General features: G+C 62.1%; 10 protein-coding genes. 1 reads left to right on the top strand and 9 read right to left on the bottom strand.

From position 1 onward, the window contains the following. Positions 1–47: 47 nt before the first annotated feature. Positions 48–1,301, bottom strand: a complete 1,254-nt coding sequence (gene amiC / locus M6G53_RS16255; protein ID WP_253332977.1) for an N-acetylmuramoyl-L-alanine amidase AmiC — start codon at positions 1,299–1,301, stop codon at positions 48–50. A gap of 221 nt (positions 1,302–1,522) precedes the next feature. Here amiC and argA point away from each other — a divergent pair, with 221 nt between their 5' ends. Then, complete coding sequence (argA, locus tag M6G53_RS16250; protein ID WP_253332975.1) at positions 1,523–2,866, top strand: amino-acid N-acetyltransferase; 1,344 nt, start codon at positions 1,523–1,525, stop codon at positions 2,864–2,866. Between the two features lie 38 nt (positions 2,867–2,904). On the opposite strand, the gene recD is transcribed toward argA, so the two are convergent. The 8 genes from recD to M6G53_RS16210 all read right to left on the bottom strand — a co-directional run bounded on the left by recD (position 2,905) and on the right by M6G53_RS16210 (position 16,688). After that, positions 2,905–4,755, bottom strand: coding sequence for an exodeoxyribonuclease V subunit alpha (gene recD, locus M6G53_RS16245; RefSeq protein ID WP_253332973.1), 1,851 nt, complete (start codon positions 4,753–4,755; stop codon positions 2,905–2,907). Next, positions 4,752–8,303, bottom strand: a complete 3,552-nt coding sequence (recB, locus tag M6G53_RS16240) for an exodeoxyribonuclease V subunit beta (RefSeq protein ID WP_253332971.1) — start codon at positions 8,301–8,303, stop codon at positions 4,752–4,754. The genes recD and recB overlap by 4 nt, the downstream gene beginning before the upstream one ends. Next, a complete protein-coding gene (gene ptrA, locus M6G53_RS16235; RefSeq protein WP_253333042.1) occupies positions 8,300–11,188 on the bottom strand; it encodes a pitrilysin in 2,889 nt (962 codons plus the stop codon). Before ptrA ends, recB begins: the two co-directional genes overlap by 4 nt. 231 nt (positions 11,189–11,419) lie before the next feature. After that, on the bottom strand, positions 11,420–14,791 hold the full coding sequence (recC, locus tag M6G53_RS16230) for an exodeoxyribonuclease V subunit gamma (protein ID WP_253332969.1): 3,372 nt from the start codon (positions 14,789–14,791) through the stop codon (positions 11,420–11,422). 32 nt (positions 14,792–14,823) lie between these two features. Then, positions 14,824–15,180, bottom strand: coding sequence for a prepilin-type N-terminal cleavage/methylation domain-containing protein (locus M6G53_RS16225; RefSeq protein ID WP_253332967.1), 357 nt, complete (start codon positions 15,178–15,180; stop codon positions 14,824–14,826). Then, entirely contained in the window at positions 15,170–15,616 is a 447-nt protein-coding gene (locus M6G53_RS16220) for a YgdB family protein (protein ID WP_253332965.1), read from the bottom strand. The genes M6G53_RS16225 and M6G53_RS16220 overlap by 11 nt, the downstream gene beginning before the upstream one ends. Then, on the bottom strand, positions 15,613–16,191 hold the full coding sequence (locus M6G53_RS16215) for a prepilin peptidase-dependent protein (protein ID WP_253332963.1): 579 nt from the start codon (positions 16,189–16,191) through the stop codon (positions 15,613–15,615). Before M6G53_RS16215 ends, M6G53_RS16220 begins: the two co-directional genes overlap by 4 nt. Further along, a complete protein-coding gene (locus M6G53_RS16210; protein ID WP_070913906.1) occupies positions 16,185–16,688 on the bottom strand; it encodes a prepilin peptidase-dependent protein in 504 nt (167 codons plus the stop codon). The genes M6G53_RS16215 and M6G53_RS16210 overlap by 7 nt, the downstream gene beginning before the upstream one ends. Between the last annotated feature and the right edge of the window lie 298 nt (positions 16,689–16,986).

Here is a 16,986-nt window from a genome sequence, read left to right as displayed (position 1 = left end):
CAATCCGCGAAACTGGCCGGACGCACGCCCGGCCCTGCCATTAGCCGTTATCGGCTCGCCAGCGCGCCGCCGTTGGCGAAATAAGCCTTGATGCCCGCCAGAATCGACTCCGCCACCTGCTGCTGGAAATGGCTGGTGCGCAGCTTGCGCTCCTCTTCGATGTTGCTGATAAACGCCGTCTCCACCAGGATCGACGGGATATCCGGCGCCTTCAACACCGCAAAACCGGCCTGATCGACGCGATTCTTGTGCAACCGGTTGATTTTCCCCATCCGATTCAACACTTCCTTGCCGAACTTCAGGCTGTCGTTGATGGTCGCGGTCTGGATCAGATCGAACATGGTGTGGTCGAGATAACGATCGCCGCTCTTGCTGACGCCGCCGATTTGGTCCGAGGCGTTCTGCGTCTGCGCCAGGAACTTGGCCGCCGAGCTGGTGGCGCCCTTGGTGGACAACGCGAACACCGATGAACCGCGCGCCGCGCGGCTGGTAAAGGCATCGGCGTGAATCGAAACGAACAGATCCGCGCGCTGCTTGCGCGCCTTGGCGACGCGCACCTTGAGCGGGATAAACACGTCTTCGTTGCGCGTCATGAACACTTTCATGTTTGGCTCGCGCTTGATCATGGCGCTCAGTTTGCGGGCAATCTGCAATACGATGTCTTTCTCGCGCGTCTTGTATTTACCGATGGCGCCGGGATCTTCACCGCCGTGGCCGGGATCCAGCATGATGACGATCGGCCGATCGCGCCCCGCTTTACCGGCCTGCGGCGCTTCCGGCGGCAGCGTGCGCTCCAGATCGCCCTTGTTGTAATCTTCCAGTAACGCCAGTAGCGGATCATACTCCTCGCCGCCGCTGCCGGCCTTGGTCGGGTAGAGATCCATGACCAGACGGTTGCGATACTCCGGCACCGGCGCCAGCGTGAAAATATGCGGGCTGACGCTCTGCTTGAGCTCCAGCACCAGCCGCACGGTATTCTGATCGAACTGGCCGACGCGCGCCTGCTTGAGATAAGGGTCGTCGGCACGCACCTGCCCGGCGATGCCTTTCAGCACGCTGTTAAGGTGAACGCCTTCGATGTCCACCACCACGCGATCGGGATTGGTCAGGGCAAACTGCTTGTATTTCAGCTCGACGTTGGATTCCAGCGTGACGCGGGTATAGGTGGAGGATGGCCAGACGCGCACGGCGATCACGTGCGATGACGTGGCGAAGCCCGTACGACTCACACTCAGCAACCAGCTGGCGGCAACGCCCTGTAATAAACGACGGCGGCCCAGATTGTGATTTGAGTTTGGCATGCGGCTCCGGCAGTAATAGCTGTTTACAACAGATGAAAAAAACACCAATTAAATGGGGATGCCGAAAACTTTAACCAATCATTCCAGCCCTGTCATCAGAAAATCTTTTTATGGTTTTTCAATTTATTAACGATTTAGCACCCTTAGCGCACTCTTCATGACGATTTCCCGCTTGCCATCGGCGCAATAAAAGAATAAAAATACAAAAATACCGTATAAATATGCAAAAGAGGTTTGTCGTGAAGGAACGTAGTACAGAGCTGGTGCAAGGATTCCGTCACTCAGTCCCCTATATCAATGCCCACCGCGGCAAGACGTTTGTCATCATGCTCGGCGGGGAAGCCATCGAACACGAGAATTTCTCCAACATCGTCAACGATATTGGGCTGCTGCATAGTCTGGGCATTCGCCTGGTGGTGGTTTACGGCGCACGGCCGCAGATCGACGCCAATCTGGCGCAGCACAACTATGAGCCGATCTACCACAAACACACCCGCGTGACCGATGCCCATACGCTTGAACTGGTCAAGCAGGCCGCCGGTTTGTTGCAGCTCGATATCACCGCCCGGCTGTCGATGAGCCTCAACAACACGCCGCTGCAGGGCGCACATATTAACGTGGTCAGCGGCAACTTCATCATCGCGCAACCGCTGGGCGTGGATGACGGCATCGACTACTGTCACAGCGGCCGCATTCGCCGCATCGATGAAGACGCGATCCACCGCCAGCTCGACAGCAACGCCATCGTGCTGATCGGCCCGGTCGCGGTTTCGGTCACCGGCGAGAGCTTCAACCTGACTTCGGAAGAAGTGGCCACCCAGCTGGCGATCAAGCTGAAAGCGGAAAAAATGATCGGTTTCTGCTCCTCGCAGGGCGTGACCGATGCGGAAGGCCACATCCTTTCCGAGCTGTTCCCCAACGATGCGCAAAAACGCCTTGAAGAGCTGGAGGAAGGCGGCGATTACCATTCCGGCACCGTGCGCTTCCTGCGCGGGGCGGTGAAAGGCTGCCGCAGCGGCGTGCGCCGCAGCCACCTGATCAGCTACCAGGAGGACGGTGCGCTGGTACAGGAGCTGTTCTCGCGCGACGGCATCGGCACCCAAATCGTGATGGAGAGCGCCGAACAGGTGCGCCGGGCGACGATCAACGACATCGGCGGCATTCTGGAGCTGATCCGGCCGCTCGAGCAGCAGGGTATTCTGGTGCGCCGTTCGCGCGAACAGTTGGAGATGGAGATCGACAAGTTCACCATTATCGAACGCGACAACCTGACCATCGCCTGCGCGGCGCTGTATCCGTTCCTGGAGGAAAAAATCGGTGAGATGGCCTGCGTGGCGGTGCATCCCGATTACCGCAGCTCTTCGCGCGGCGAGATGCTGCTGCAGCGGGTGGAAAACCAGGCGCGGCAGATGGGGCTGAAGAAGCTGTTCGTGCTGACCACCCGCAGCATCCACTGGTTCCAGGAACGCGGATTCACCCCGGCGGAAGTCGACGTGCTGCCGATGCAGAAACAGGCGCTGTACAACTACCAGCGCCGTTCCAAAATCCTGCTGGCCGATCTGTAATCCCATTGGGCGCGGCCGTTGCCGCGCCCCTGCGGCGTTTATTCCGTTGTCTGCAGCCGTTCAGCCAATCCGCTGCGCCGCTGGGTCGGCATACGAATGGCCCGCAGCAGCACCGCCTCCGTGGCATACAGCGAGAGCTGCTCACGTGCACGAGTGATCGCGGTATACACCAGCTCACGCGTTAGCACCGGCAGGAAGTGGTTCGGCAACACCAGAACCGTATGGTCAAACTCCGATCCCTGAGATTTGTGCACCGTCATGGCATAGGCGGTTTCATGCGCCGGCAAACGGCTCGGCTGTACCGACTTGATGCTGCCGTCCGGCAGTTGAAAATGCACGCGCAGATCGCCGTGCTCATCCGGCAGCGTAATGCCGATATCCCCATTGAACAGCCCCAATGCGCTGTCGTTGCGGCCAATCATCACCGGCCGCCCCCGATACCAGCGGCCGAGCACGCCCGGTTTGCGATCGATCAGGCCCGCACGCTGCAGCCCGAGCTCAATGCGTTCGTTCAGGCCGGCAACGCCGAACGGCCCTTCACGCAGCGCGCACAGCACCTGAAAACGGCCGAAGGCCGCCAGCACCGCCACCGCGTCCGCGCCTTCGGTGGTCAGCCGCAAATAGTCGCGATAGCCCGCCACGCAGGCATCCAGCAGCGCCTGATACTCTTCGCTCGTCGCCAGCGCATAGCCCGTGACATCGCCGAAACTGCCGTTTAATGCCGCCAGCGCGCGATCCCCCGCACCGGCATTAACCGCCAACGCCAGCTGACCGATGCCGGAACGGGCGTCGAAGCGGTAGCTCTTGCGCAGCAAACACAGGCTGTCGCGCACCACCGCTTCCGCGTCGGCCTGCTGCCCTTCAATCGCGCAACCGGTCAGGCGGCTCAGCTCTGCGGCACGCGCGTCGCTGTATCCCTGCTCGGCAAAACGGCAAATATCCCCCAGCACCGCGCCGGCCTCTACCGAGGCCAGCTGATCGCGATCGCCGAGGAAAATCACCCGCGCCCGATCGGGCAATGCGGCAATCAGGCGCGCCATCATCGGCAGATCGACCATCGAGGCCTCGTCCACCACCAGCACGTCCAAATGCAGCCGGTTGCCGCGGTGATAGCGCATACGCTGACTGTTCGGCTGCGCCCCCAACAGACGGTGCAACGTCGCCGCCTCGGTCGGGAACAGCGCCTGCTGCGCCGGGGTCAGCCCCAACTGACGGCTGGCTTTGCCGAGCGACTCCGTCAGACGCGCCGCCGCCTTGCCGGTCGGCGCCGCCAGCTGAATGCGCAAGCGCGCGCCTTCATCCAGCTGCACCAGCGCCGCCAACAGCCTGGCGACGGTGGTGGTTTTACCTGTGCCCGGCCCGCCGGAAATCACCGCGATGCGCCGCGTCGCGGCCACCGCCGCGGCGATCTTCTGCCAGTCGGGTTCGTCGCTCGCCGCGCCGAACAAACGGTCGAGAATGCTGCGCAGCTCGGCCTCCGGTACCGCCAGCGACTCGCCTTCGCCGCCGATAAACGCCGCCACTTCGCCTTCGTTTTGCCACATGCGCTGCAGATATAAACGCTGCCCGCGCAGCACCAGCGGCGTTGCGCCGCAGCCGTTCCCGACCGCTGCACTGGCCGCCAAACGCTGCTGCCAACGCGCGCTATCCGGCCGCTCGGCCGCCTCCCACAGCGCCAGCGCCAGCGCCGGCTGGCGCCCTTCAAACAACGTGTCCGCCTGCAGCTGCTCCAGCATCAGGCAGACATGACCGGCCCCCGCCTCTGCGCTCAGGCAGGCGGCGGCCAGTAAAATATCGGGCTCGTCTTCGTTCGCCACCACGCGGGCGAACTGCACGTCCAGCGGGCGCAGCACGCCAAGCGCCACCGCCTGCTCCAGCAGTGCGATCATGATCCTTCCTCCGTCGCCGCAGCTTCGCCGCTGAACAAGCGATCCATCCCCGCCACCAGCTCAAACTCGGGGAGACAGGTGAAAATGCCGTTGCCCGGGTGCGCCGCATCCACGCCGCGCAGGAACAGATAAATCACCCCGCCAAAATGGCGCCGATAATCGTAATCCGGCAACCGATGACGCAGATAACGATGCAGCGCCAGCGTATACAGCTGGTATTGCAGATCGTAACGATGCTCCGCCATCGCCTGCTCCATCGCCGGCCGGGTATAGGCGCTGCTGTCTTCCCCCAGCCAGTTGGACTTGTAGTCCAGCAGGTAGTATTTGCCCTGCCAGCAGAACACCAGGTCGATAAAGCCTTTCAGCATGCCCTGCACCTGATGAAAATCCAGCGCCGGGCAGCGGGCGGAAAGTGGATCGTAACGCTTCACCAGAGCATCGAGTTCCTTCGCCTGCAACAGCCGGTTGATCGGTAAATAGAACTGCAGCTCGGCCTGCTTGTGCTGCGGCGTCAGTGCCGCCAGCGTCACGCCACTGTCGTCGAGCGGCGTGCTGAGCAATACCTGCATCCACGCCAGCAAAATCGGCTGCCAGTGTTCGGCGAACCCTTGCTGCTGCAGCTGTGCCAGCAGCCACTGTTCGTCCAGCGGCTGAGTGAAATCCAGCGTTTCAAACAGGCTGTGCAGGAAGGTGCCGGGCGTTGCGCCGCGCGGGAAAGTATGCGGTGTGAGCGCTGGCTCACTTTCTTCTCCGCGCTCACCGGCGGCGTCGACATCCAGACGCGGCAGCAGATCCTGCATCAGGCTCGCGCCGTGCTGTTGCAAACCGGTATAGCTGGTCACCCGCCAAGAATCCTGGATCCGCCGGGTAAAGCTTTTCGCCGCCAGCGCTTCAGCCAGTGCTGCCTGGGGTTGCCAGGGCGCCTCGTCCGGCGGTTCCACCAGCGACAGCGCGATACCGCCGCCCGCCAATTGCTGTAGCCGCTCCTGCAGATACACAGCGTCGCCGGCCTGCCCGCCCTGCACCAGATAGCCTAATGCGCTGCGGTGCAGATCGGTATCGCCCTGTTTCTTGCGCGTGCCCTGGAACAGCGGCGCGATGCCGATGCTGCAGTGGTACACCGAACGGGTCAGCGCCACGTACAGCAGACGCAGATCTTCCGCCAACCGCTCCTCCTCCGCCCAGGCCTGGCTCTCTTCATTGGCGTCGAGATCCAGCAACGCCTGGAAGCTGTGGCGATCGTGATACAACGCCTGCTGCTGCTGGCGGAAATTGCCGACGAACGGCAGCCACACCAGATCGAATTCCAGCCCCTTGGACTTGTGGATGGTGATCACCTGCACCAGATGCCGATCGCTCTCCAGCCGCAGCTGCTGATTGTCGGACTGGCGATTGGGCTGGGCAATCTGCTGCGCCAGCCAGCGCACCAGCGCATGCTCGCTGTCGAGCTGCGCCGCCGCCTCTTGCAACAGCTCCCCCAGGTGCAGCACGTCGGTCAAACGACGCTCGCCGCCGGCGCTGGCCAGCAGGTTCTCCGCCAGCTGGCGCGCTTTCATCACCTCACTCAGCATCGGCAACACGCCGCGGCGCAGCCAGAGCGTGCGGTAGTTGTCGAACTCGCTGACCAGCGCGTCCCAGGCGCGCTCATCGCGGCTCAGGCCGTCCAGCGTCGGCGCGTCCAACCCCAGCAGCCCGGTGGCCATGGCGCTGCGCAGCGTGCGCTCCTGCTCCGGTGCCAACACTGCCTGCAGCAACCACAGCAGATCTTTGGCCTCCGGGGTGTCAAACACGCTGTCGCGGTTGGACAGATATACCGACGGAATGGACAGCGCGCTCAGCGCATCGCGCACCAACGCCGCCTCATTGCGGCTGCGCACCAGTACCGTGATATCGGAGGCTTGTACCGGCCGTGGCTCCTTGCCACCCTGCAGCCACGCCTGGCCCTGCTGCCCGGCGCTGAGCCAGTCGCGAATTTGCGTGGCGCACAGGCGCGCCATCAGCTGTTGGTAATCACTTACACCGGCGCCTTCTCCCTGCTGCAGCCAGAACTGCATCGCCGGTTGCGGCTTGCCGTGCAGGTCAAACGCCAGCCCTTGGTTCTTTTCCGCCGCGCTGACCTCGATAAAGGGGATTTGGCCGAACAGGAAAGGCTTTTCTACCTGAGAAAACAGGTGATTGACGCTGGCGACCATCGACGGCGACGAGCGCCAGTTGGTCTCCAGCGTATAGTGGGCGCTCACCTCTGAACGCGCCCGCATGTAGGTAAAAATGTCGGCGCCGCGAAAGGCGTAAATTGCCTGCTTGGGATCGCCGATCAGCAGCAGGCCGCAATCGGGCCGGCCGACGTAAAGCTTTTGGAAAATACGGTATTGCTGCGGATCGGTATCCTGGAATTCATCGATCATCGCCACCGGGTAGCGCTGACGGATCGCCTGCGCCAGCTGTTCGCCGCCGCCGCTTTGCAGGGCACCGTCCAGCCGGCTGAGCAGGTCGTCAAACCCCAGCTCGGCGCGCTGGCGCTTTTCCTGCTGAATGGAAGTGCGGATCTCGCTGAGCGCGCGCGCCATGATCAGGTCGCGCAGCGTCAACGGCTCATCGAACAGCTCGTCGATCGCCGTGAACAGCGCATGCCGCGGCGGCTCGCCTTTCTTGGTCTTCTCCAGCAGCACCGACTGGCGAAATTTGTCCAGTTCCTTCGGCAGCTGGTAGTCCTGAGTCTCCTGCCCGCTCCATTCGCCGACCTTGTTCAGCCAGTTCGGCAGGTGTTTGCTGCTGTAACTGCGCTTATCGACGCCGGACTGGACGATCAACGCCTCCAGATCGCCCGCCGCCGCCCGCCATTGCGCCTTGATGGCGTCGATGCGCGCGACGATCTGCTCATGGCGCATCAGGACGGTTTCTTCATCCTTCGGCGGCCGACGCAGCGCCGGCGCCTCACCGTGCAGATAGCCGGAAAGATCGGCCAGCAACGCTTCCGGGCCGCTCCACTCCTGGCTGACCGCACGGGCGACGCCCAGCGGCAACGGATAGCAGTGGCGACGCCAGAAATCGGCACAGGCCTGCCGCCGCAGCGGCAGCTCGTCCTGCACCAGCGTCTGTTCAAACAGCATGCCGGATTCGAAGGCGTTGTGCGTCAGCATTCGTTGGCAAAAGCCGTGAATGGTGTAGATCGCCGCTTCGTCCATCTGCCGCTCCGCCGCCAGCAGCTGCGAGGCGGCGTCGGTCAAATCGTCAATTTCAGCCATCAGCGCCGTAAACAGCGGGTTGGCGCTGACACCGCGCACGCAGGCAATGCGTAATCCGTGAATATTGTCGCGGATACGCCCGCGCAGCTCCTCGGTGGCAGCCTCGGTAAAGGTCACCACCAGGATTTCTTCCACCGTCAGCGGGCGGGGAAACGCCGCTTCACCGCCCAACCCCAGCAGCAGACGCAGGTACAGCGCGCCGATGGTAAAGGTTTTGCCGGTGCCCGCCGATGCTTCGATCAGGCGTTCGCCGAACAGCGGCAGCGTCAGCGGCTCCAGCCTCTGCGGGGCAGTTTCCGTCATGGCGTCGCCACTTTGCGCGGCAGGATCTGCTGGAGTGCAGACGCGTTTGGATAGGTGACCCAATCCTTAGGCGCCGCGTAATCCGCCTTGTCTTGCCCGCTGCCGCTCACCTGCGACAGCACCGCCAGCCCCTGCGGCTGGATCACCGCCTGGTGGAAATAATCCGCCAGCTTGGCCGGCGTCAGCTGTTGCACCTGCGCGATCAGCTTCTGACGGGTATCGAAGGCGAAATTGCCGCGATCGAAATCGTTGGCGAACCGGCTGGCCTCTTCGCTCAGGGTTTGCGGCCGCTGCTTAAGTTCGTTGATCAGCGCCTGTTTGTACTGCTCGAAATCGGCCTCGCTCATTTCACGCAGACGTTTCTCGGTTTTCGGGTAGAAATCCTGATAGCGCTGGTACAGGTAGGCCGGCTGCTTGCTGTTGCTCTGCAGCAGGAAGCCTACGCCCCACTGGCGACCCACCGACATCGGGAAGGCAAAGACCGCATACCCCAATTGCTCCTGAGTGCGCAGCTGGCTATAGAACCACGGCTGAATAATCTGCCCCAGCAGCGAGCTGTAGGCCATGCCGGTCACTTCGTCGTAGCCGGTCGGTACGTAGACTGCCGCCAGCGCCGAGTCGGTGCTGCTGCCCACCTGCTGCAGGTTGGCCAACCGATTCTTGTCCACCACCACGTCTTCGCCGTGCCACCACTCGATGCCGGTGCAGCCCAGGCGATGTTTCAGCGTCGACGCCAGCGTATCGACCTGCTGCTTGCTCATGTTGCCCACCACCAGCAGCTCCGGCGTGGCCTCGGCCAGCAGGCTGTCGCGATAGGCCAGCACGTCTTTCAGCGTCAGCGTCTTCAGCACTTCGCGGCGCTCGCTGCGCTCGGAATACGGCACGCGGGAAACCATTTGCACCGGCTGAATAGCCAACTCAAACGCCTTGCCCTTTTCGGCGGCGTCCAACTGCTCCAGATACCAGGATTTGGCCTGAGCGAGCTGATCTTCCGTCGGCATGAAGCTGGAATAGCCCTCGATCAGCGCCGTCAGCAGCTGCGGCAAACGCTGGGTAAAACCGTTGGCGTTGAACATCAGGCCGTTGTTCGGCGAGGTCGAGAAACTCAGCCCGCCGACCGATGCCTGATAGCTCAGCTGATCCAGCGCCAGGCCGGCCAGATAATCCGTCAGCGAGAACAGCACCTGGTTACGCGCGGAATCCATGGTCTTGGCGTTGCGGAAAGCGACGGTGACGTCGGCCTTCGGCTCGTCGGCGAAGTAACGGCTCGGCATATACAGCACGCGCAGGCCGGGTTTATCCACCACCATTTCCGGCTTTTTGAACTCGTGCGACGGCTTGGTCAGGGTAAAGTCATCCGGGATGTACGGGTTGAGCGCCGGCAACGACAGCGAAATGCCGCTGCCCAACTGCTGCCACTGCGCAAAGCGCTGCGGCGTGATCTTGTCGACCTGGTAAGGCGCGTTGACGAAATAGGCCGTCTTGTTGTGCGGTTCATCCGGGCTGACGAACCAGATACGCGCATTTTGCGGCGTCATGGCGTCCAGACGTTCGGCGATCGCCTTAGGATCATAACGGTCGGCCAGGTAAGGCGCATCCAACGCATGCTCCACCGGCACGCGCAGCATCGTGTCCACCAGCCATTCGATGTAGTCCATGTCGCGCGTGATCGACGGATAACGGAAGTCCAGGTTCAGAACATGCGAGATCTCATCGAAGTAGCTCTGCTTGATGCCTTCGCTGCGCAACATTTTCAGGTAGTTGAAAATGGCGGCAACGACCTCGTCGCGCTGGGCCAGGCCTTTGTCGGTCAGTGACACGCTGATGGCGAACACGCCGCCGTTGCGATCGACCATCGGATCGGCGCCGGCATTGATGGCGTCCGCCAGCCCCTGTTTCTGCAGCCAGTCAGACAGGGTATTTTTGCTGCGGTTGCCGATCAGGTAGCTGATGTAGGTATCAGTTTTGCTGCGGAACGCGGCGCTGTTGTTGTCGATGCGGAACTCGATCTTCAGCTGCTTGCGCGGCTGCGCCGGCACATAATGAATGATGATGCCCTGCTGTTCCGGCGTAGCGGCCGGCACGGTGATCGGCGGCACGCTGGCATCGTGATTCGGCACGCGGCCAAAGGTTTTCGCCGCAATGTCAGCCAGCTGCGACAGCGGCTGATTGCCGTACAAAACGCCCATCATCAGGTTGGCTGAGTAGTAACGCTTATAGAAGCCGGTCAGCTCATCGTGCAACTTGCTGCCCGGCTTGTCTTTCAGCGTGTCGAGATTGCCGCCGGAGAAACGCGCGCTCGGGTGCGCCGGGTTAAGGGTTTCCGCGCCCACCTGCGCCATGCGCATGCCGTCGCGCGAACGCGCCATCGTCAGTTCGGCATTCACCGCGTTGCGCTCACGGTCGGCATTGCCCGGATCCAGCAGCGGTTCGGCAATGGCGTCGGCCATGCGGTCGACCGCCGGCTCCAGCGCATCATTTTCCACTTCCAGATAGAAGGCGGTGCGATACGAGGCCGTGCTGGCATTGTGGCTGCCACCGTGCTTTTTCAGGAATTCAGACAGGTTCTCCGGCTCTGGATAGCGTTTGGAGCCCATCAGCACCATATGTTCCAGATAGTGCGCCAGCCCCAGTTGGCTGTTCGGATCTTCGAGCGAGCCGACCGGCAATGCCAGCGCCGCCAGCGATTTCGGTGCCTGAACATCGGACACCAGCAACACCGTCATGCCGTTAGCCAACTTGATCGCCTCATACTGACGCGGATCGTGTTCGCTCTTGTTGATCTTCTCCGCCAGCGGTTGCCATCCTTGCGCGGCCCAACTCAACGGCGCCCAACATAGGGCCAGGAATAACAGCCCGGTGATACGGGCCAACTGTCTGCGCATATCCAAAATAAACCCCTATTCTGACGTCGCTACGCCCGTTCCCTGACGTTGACAACGTGCATCAAAACCACATAACCAAATCTTTACTCGCTGGGTCCTCCGCCAATGCGGCAGGCGAAAAACGGCGGGTATATACCTGTGCGTTATGTAAGACCGGGAATTACCCCAATGGTTGAATATAACCTGCGTTATTTTTACCACCTCCCGCCACACAGCACCACCGGGGGATTGTTACCCCAGGTTATGCCGCGCCACCGGCAGCAGATAACGCGCTGTTTCGGCCAGTATTTGCGCCAAGTAGTCGTTGTCCAATTGGCGGAACACTCGCTGCACGTAGGGATCTTCCCCTTCTCCGGGAATGCGCTGATCGCCCTGCCAGGCCTGCAGCAGTTTGGCACGGGCCTTGGTTTGCGCTTCTTCCTCCCAGTCGATTTCCTGCGTTTCCGGCAGATAGCACTGACTTAGCCACGCCCAGCCGCTCTTGTTCAGCAACAGCAGCGGCTGACAAAGACCGCGCTGATAGCCCGCCAGCAGTTCCGCCAGCTGTGCCTGTGCCTCTTCTGGCGCCAGCGCGGCAAAGCGCCAGGCGGAATTCTTGCGGCCGTAGATGCGGCTCTCGCCGGTGCCGCCGGCGCAGCAGTACACCAGGTGTTCCAGCCACAGCAATATGCCGTCCACCGCCGACAGCGTAGCGGGCCGCCAGCGCAACAGGCCGTCATCCTGCACCTGATGCAGCCAGCCGCTGAGGCGCACGCCGGCGATATCGATATCCAGCTCCAGGCTATGGCTCTCAGCGCGTTCCGCACGCACCTGCTCGGCCAGTTCGCTCATCTCTTCCTGCTGCTTTTGCCAATAGATTTCGCCGAAGGCGCCATAGGGCAAGCCGCCGGCGGCGCGCACCCGCTGGAACAGCCGTTCGGGATCGTCGCCGTCGATCAGCGTATTCAGCAGTTGGCTGTTGAACTGATAGCGGCTGAGGTTATCCAGCGTGAAGGGTTCTTCGTCCGGCAACTCGGTCTCTTCCAGGATAAAGCTGACGCCCAGCCGCAGCTGGAAGAAGGCGCGAATCGGATGGCGATAAAACCGCAGCAGCTCATCCAACGATATCTGCTGCAGCGCTTCGGCGGGCAACGGCTGATTGAACGCCGGATGCGCCGCCCCGCGCCCATCGGCGGCGGGCAGCCACTCGGCGGCGTAGCTTTGCTCTTCCGAGCCCGGCAAAAAATTCTCGGCGGCGAACGGCATGCGCGCGTGCCACTTCAGCAGGTGCTCACCAACCCGCCGGGCGCTGTCGTCTGCGCTGAGTTTCTCGTCTCCCGGCAGGCAATAGCTTTGCTCCAGGTACTCCAGCAGCTCGGTAACCAGCACCGAAGGGTAGCGCGGGCTGTTGTCCTGAATGGAACGGCCGATGAAGCTGATATACAGCCGCTGCTGAGCGGACAAAATCGCCTCCAGGAACAGATAGCGGTCGTCATCGCGACGGCTGCGGTCGCCGCGTTTGACCTGCTGCGCCATCAGATCGAACCCCAGCGGCGGCAGCGTGCGCGGATACACGCCGTCGTTCATGCCCAGCAGGCACACCACCTTGAACGGAATGGAACGCATCGGCATCAGCGTACAGAAGTTGATTTGCCCGGCGAGGAAGCGCTGGCTGATGCGCTCCTGATCGAGTCGCGCTGCCAGATCGTCGCGCAGAATGGTCAACGGCACCTCGTCGGGATAGCGCGCCGCCAGGCCAAAATTGATGGCCTGCTGCCACTGCTGTTCGATCAGTGCCAGCACCACGTCGGTGTCGCTGTCAGCGTCGAAGAAGGCATCCAGCAGTTGCCGGCACAGCGGCAGCCACGCGTCGAGCGAGCGCGCTTCGCTCAAAATTTGCCGCCAGTGGCTCAGTTGCGCCAGCAGCTGCGCCAACTGCCCCGCCAACTCGGCGACCAATCCGCTCGATTCGTCGTAAGGTAAAATGCCCTGCCAATCGCCAGCATTGCTGTCCATCGCGTAACCAAGCAGCATGCGCGTAATCCCGAAACGCCAGGTATGCTGGCCGGTCGCGGGCAGATCCAGTTCGCGCACGTTATCGTCATCCAGCCCCCAACGTACGCCGGACTCACCGACCCAGTGACGCAGCAGACGCAGCCCCTCTTCGCCAATGGCGAAGCGGGCCGCCAGCGCCGGCACCTCCAGCAGCGCCAACACCTGTTCCGAGGTAAAGCGGCTTTGCGGCAGATCGAGCAGTGAAATGAACGCCTGCAGCGCCGGATGCGCCTGGCGCGCTTTACGGTCGGAAATGGCGAACGGCAGGTAGCGTTCGGCGGGGGCGTTGCCGAACACCGCCTGAATGTAAGGCGTGTAACTGTCGATATCCGCCACCATCACGATGATGTCGCGCGGCGTCAACGACGGATCCTCCTCCAGCATGGCCAGCAGTTGATCGTGCAGCACCTCCACTTCCCGCTGCGGGCTGTGACAGGCGTGCAGGCTGAGAGATCGGTCGTTCTCATCCAGCGGACGTTTGCTGAAACTGCTTTCCAGCGTTTCCGCGGTAATGCCGATCACCGCGTGATCTTCCAGCTCCAACATATCGCGCTGAACGGCGTGCAGCATGGTATCGGCCGGGATATCGACAAAGGCGTCGACCTCTTGCGCCCCTTCCATCTGCGACAGCAGATAGAGGTGATCGCGCCCCAGCTTGCCCCAAGAGGCCAACAGCGGGTTGCTGAGCTGCTGCTGCCCTTCGGCGTCAAACAGGCGCGCCGCGTCATCCGGCTCGCGGAACAGCCCCTGCTCGCGCGCCTGATGGAAGTGGCGGCGCTTGCGGCTCTGCAAACGGGCCAAAAAGGCGTAATCCTGGATATCGCCCCAATAGTAGCGGCAGGGATTGGTGAACATCAGGTGGATATCGATATGCCGCCCCAGTGCCTGCAGCGCCTCCAGATAAACCGGCGGCAACGCTGAGATACCGCAGATAAACACCCGCGGCGGCAAGCCGGGCGGGCAGGCTTTTGCCTGCTCCAGCGCGTGGATAAAGCGGCTGTACAGATTGGCGCGGTGCCATTCCGGCTGACCCAGCTCGCGCGTGTACTCCACTAACCGCGCCCAGAGCGGCGCCTGCCATTGTTGAGCCTCTGCCAGATCGTCGATGCGCTCACCGCGCTGCCAACTCTCCAGCCACTGCGGGCGGTAAACCAAATATTGGTCGAACAGGTCGGCGACCCGGCCGGCTAACTGGTGGATTTTGCGCTTGTCGCCGTCATCGGTCAGATAGTGCTGCAACGGCGCAAACGCCGGCTCGCTCAGCATCTCCGGCAGCAACCACATCAGCTTCCAGGTCATGGCGTCCTTGCTGAAGGCGCTCTCTTTCGGGATATCCGGCAACACCCGGGTGAACATGTCCCAAATGAAGGTCGCCGGCAGCGGAAATGCGACATTGGCAGCGATGCCAAACTGTTCCGCCAACTGCATCTGCAGCCATTGCGCCATGCCAGGGCTCTGCACCAGCACCACTTCCTGTTGAAAAGGATCGGCCAACGGATCTCTGGCTATCAGCGCGCTGGTCAGCGTTTTCAACAAATCCAGCTGATTGGAATGATAAACCGTGAACATCAAGGCTCCTTTAAAACAAGATTCGTGCCGGCTCAAAAACGGGGACAATACCAGCGGCTCAGCGTTGCCCACTGCCGCTGCGGCGTTTGGATCCTGACCGTCAATCGGCGGCAATCACTCTCCGCATCGTCGAGCGCGGTTTCGCGTCGCCAGCCTTCCGGCGGCAGTTCGGCCTCGAGCCGCCCGGTGACGGCGTACGCCTCCAACTGCTGATGCGCCAGCGCCCAGGCTTGCCGGTAGTGCCACTGGCGCTGAAACGACTGCAACAGCACCTGATGATACTGTAACAAGCCAATCAGCGACACCGAGAACAGCAAGGCCGCCACCAACACTTCCGGCAGGCTGAAGCCGTTGCGGGATATCCGCCCAGCCCGAGCGTTAGCCGTCACAGTCGGCCAGCCTTTTCTCGGGGCAAAAATCCAGCCGGCCGCCCGGCTGTGGTTGCACCTTGCCAGCGGCCTCCGCGCCGTTAAAGGTGCCCCATTGATACAACCATAGCGGTTCACCGCCGCGCATCTCGCCAAGGCCGCGTACCGTCACAACGCCTGCTCTGGCAGACAACCGGGCGCAGGCCGTCAGCTCCGCGCGCTGCCGGCATAACCAGGCCGCCGCACTCAGCTCGGCACGTGGCCAGCGCTGGCTCATGCCCCAACTCAGCGCCGAAGCGGCCTGATTGTAAGCCTGAAGGTAACGCTGCTGATCGGCAGCCAGTAACAGCGCGTTATCCAACTGCCGATGCTGAGCGTTAAGCAACATCAGCCCCAGCGCCAACAGCAACATCACCGCCGCCAGGGTGCTACCGCCTCGCTGGGTTTGCCGATTCATGGCAGCGCCGCCATTTCGACGCTCCCGCTCAGGCTGCGCCTGATGCGTGCATCGCTGGCGGAGCGCCCCGCCAGCGTCAGGCGAGCCAAGGTCGCGCCGTGATTGCCCCGCGCTATCGCCACATGAAACCGCTCAATGCGCACTTCGTCATGATCGAGCAGCCGCTCCCAGCCGCCGCCGTCGCATTGGCTTACGCCGCGCTGCCCTTCCAGCCCGCCATTGCGCAGCCGATAGCCGAAATAGCCGGCATCCTCACCCGAAGTGAGCCATTGCCCGCTGCGAGCAATATCGTAGGCGACGATAACGCAGCTGCCCGCCGCTTCTCCCGCAGCCTGGCCGATCAGCAGCGGGCGGCCGGCGCACTGCCCGGCGCAAAAACCGGCGCGGCGCAGATCTTTCTCAATACCGAACGCCAACTGCCGCAGCGTTGACTCCAGCCGAAAGTGCTGGCCGACGGCCACGCTTTGCTGGCGCAACAGCGGGTAAGTTTTCACCGCGCCGAGCGCGATTATACTGCCGAAGACCAACGCCAACATCACCTCCGGCAAGGTAAAGCCGCGTTCTAAAGTCAACATAGCGCCATGCCCCTGAGCCGCTGCCCTTCGCTGCACAAACGCAGCCGCCCACGGGCGGACAGCACCAACCGCAGGCTGCCTGCGTCGTTGCTGAGAAGGATGTGCCCCGCCTGTGCGGTATTGCGCAAACCGTAAAACCCAATCTCTTTGCCGGTGTAGCCGCTCAGCGCAACGTCGCGATAAGACGGCGAGAAGACAGAGCCTTCGGCGGAAGCGCAATCCGGCGGCGGCACGCCACCGCCCAGACACCAGGGCGTGCCGTTCTTGAACCACAGCAGCGTCGTGCGGTTACGCCAGTTGGCGTCCGCCTGCAAGCGCAGCAGAAACGCCAGCAGCTGTTGGGCCGTGTGTTCCAGCCGCAACGCTTGCTGATGATAGCGCCATTGCCCGACGCCCCAGCCGGTCAGCATGGCGGCGATCAATATCGCCGCCAACAGCTCAATCAACGTCATGCCACGCTGGCGATCATCGATGTTCGAGAGAGTATTGTCGTTCATGCCGCCAGTGTAAGGGCCGTAACAACGCGGTAAAGCCGCATGCGCAAGCGCTGCGGCAAGCTGCGCAATGTTTCCTCTACGACGGCAGACGGCGACAAAAAAATGCGGCGCGGTGCGCAATGCGGATAAAAAAAGGGGCGCAATCGTGAACTGCCCCCCATAAGTTGGACGTGACCCGTCCTAAATAGCGTTGACACATTTTACTCACGCACAGAGGAAAATGTGATGAACCAGTATGTTAAACGCACACAACGCGATTATTCTCTATCCTTTAAATTAGCCGTTGTCGAACAGGTCG

The organism is Serratia nevei, assembly GCF_024160145.1.
Lineage (GTDB): Bacteria > Pseudomonadota > Gammaproteobacteria > Enterobacterales > Enterobacteriaceae > Serratia > Serratia nevei_A.
This window is presented reverse-complemented; position numbering and strand designations above follow the sequence as displayed.

Excerpts from the sequence above, each read along its gene's own strand:
- amiC (WP_253332977.1), bottom strand. The coding sequence starts at position 1,301 with ATGCCAAACTCAAATCACAATCTGGGCCGCCGTCGTTTATTACAGGGC.
- argA (WP_253332975.1), top strand. The coding sequence starts at position 1,523 with ATGCAAAAGAGGTTTGTCGTGAAGGAACGTAGTACAGAGCTGGTGCAA.
- recD (WP_253332973.1), bottom strand. The coding sequence starts at position 4,755 with ATGATCGCACTGCTGGAGCAGGCGGTGGCGCTTGGCGTGCTGCGCCCG.
- recB (WP_253332971.1), bottom strand. The coding sequence starts at position 8,303 with ATGACGGAAACTGCCCCGCAGAGGCTGGAGCCGCTGACGCTGCCGCTG.
- ptrA (WP_253333042.1), bottom strand. The coding sequence starts at position 11,188 with ATGCGCAGACAGTTGGCCCGTATCACCGGGCTGTTATTCCTGGCCCTA.
- recC (WP_253332969.1), bottom strand. The coding sequence starts at position 14,791 with ATGTTCACGGTTTATCATTCCAATCAGCTGGATTTGTTGAAAACGCTG.
- M6G53_RS16220 (WP_253332965.1), bottom strand. The coding sequence starts at position 15,616 with ATGAATCGGCAAACCCAGCGAGGCGGTAGCACCCTGGCGGCGGTGATG.
- M6G53_RS16215 (WP_253332963.1), bottom strand. The coding sequence starts at position 16,191 with ATGTTGACTTTAGAACGCGGCTTTACCTTGCCGGAGGTGATGTTGGCG.
- M6G53_RS16210 (WP_070913906.1), bottom strand. The coding sequence starts at position 16,688 with ATGAACGACAATACTCTCTCGAACATCGATGATCGCCAGCGTGGCATG.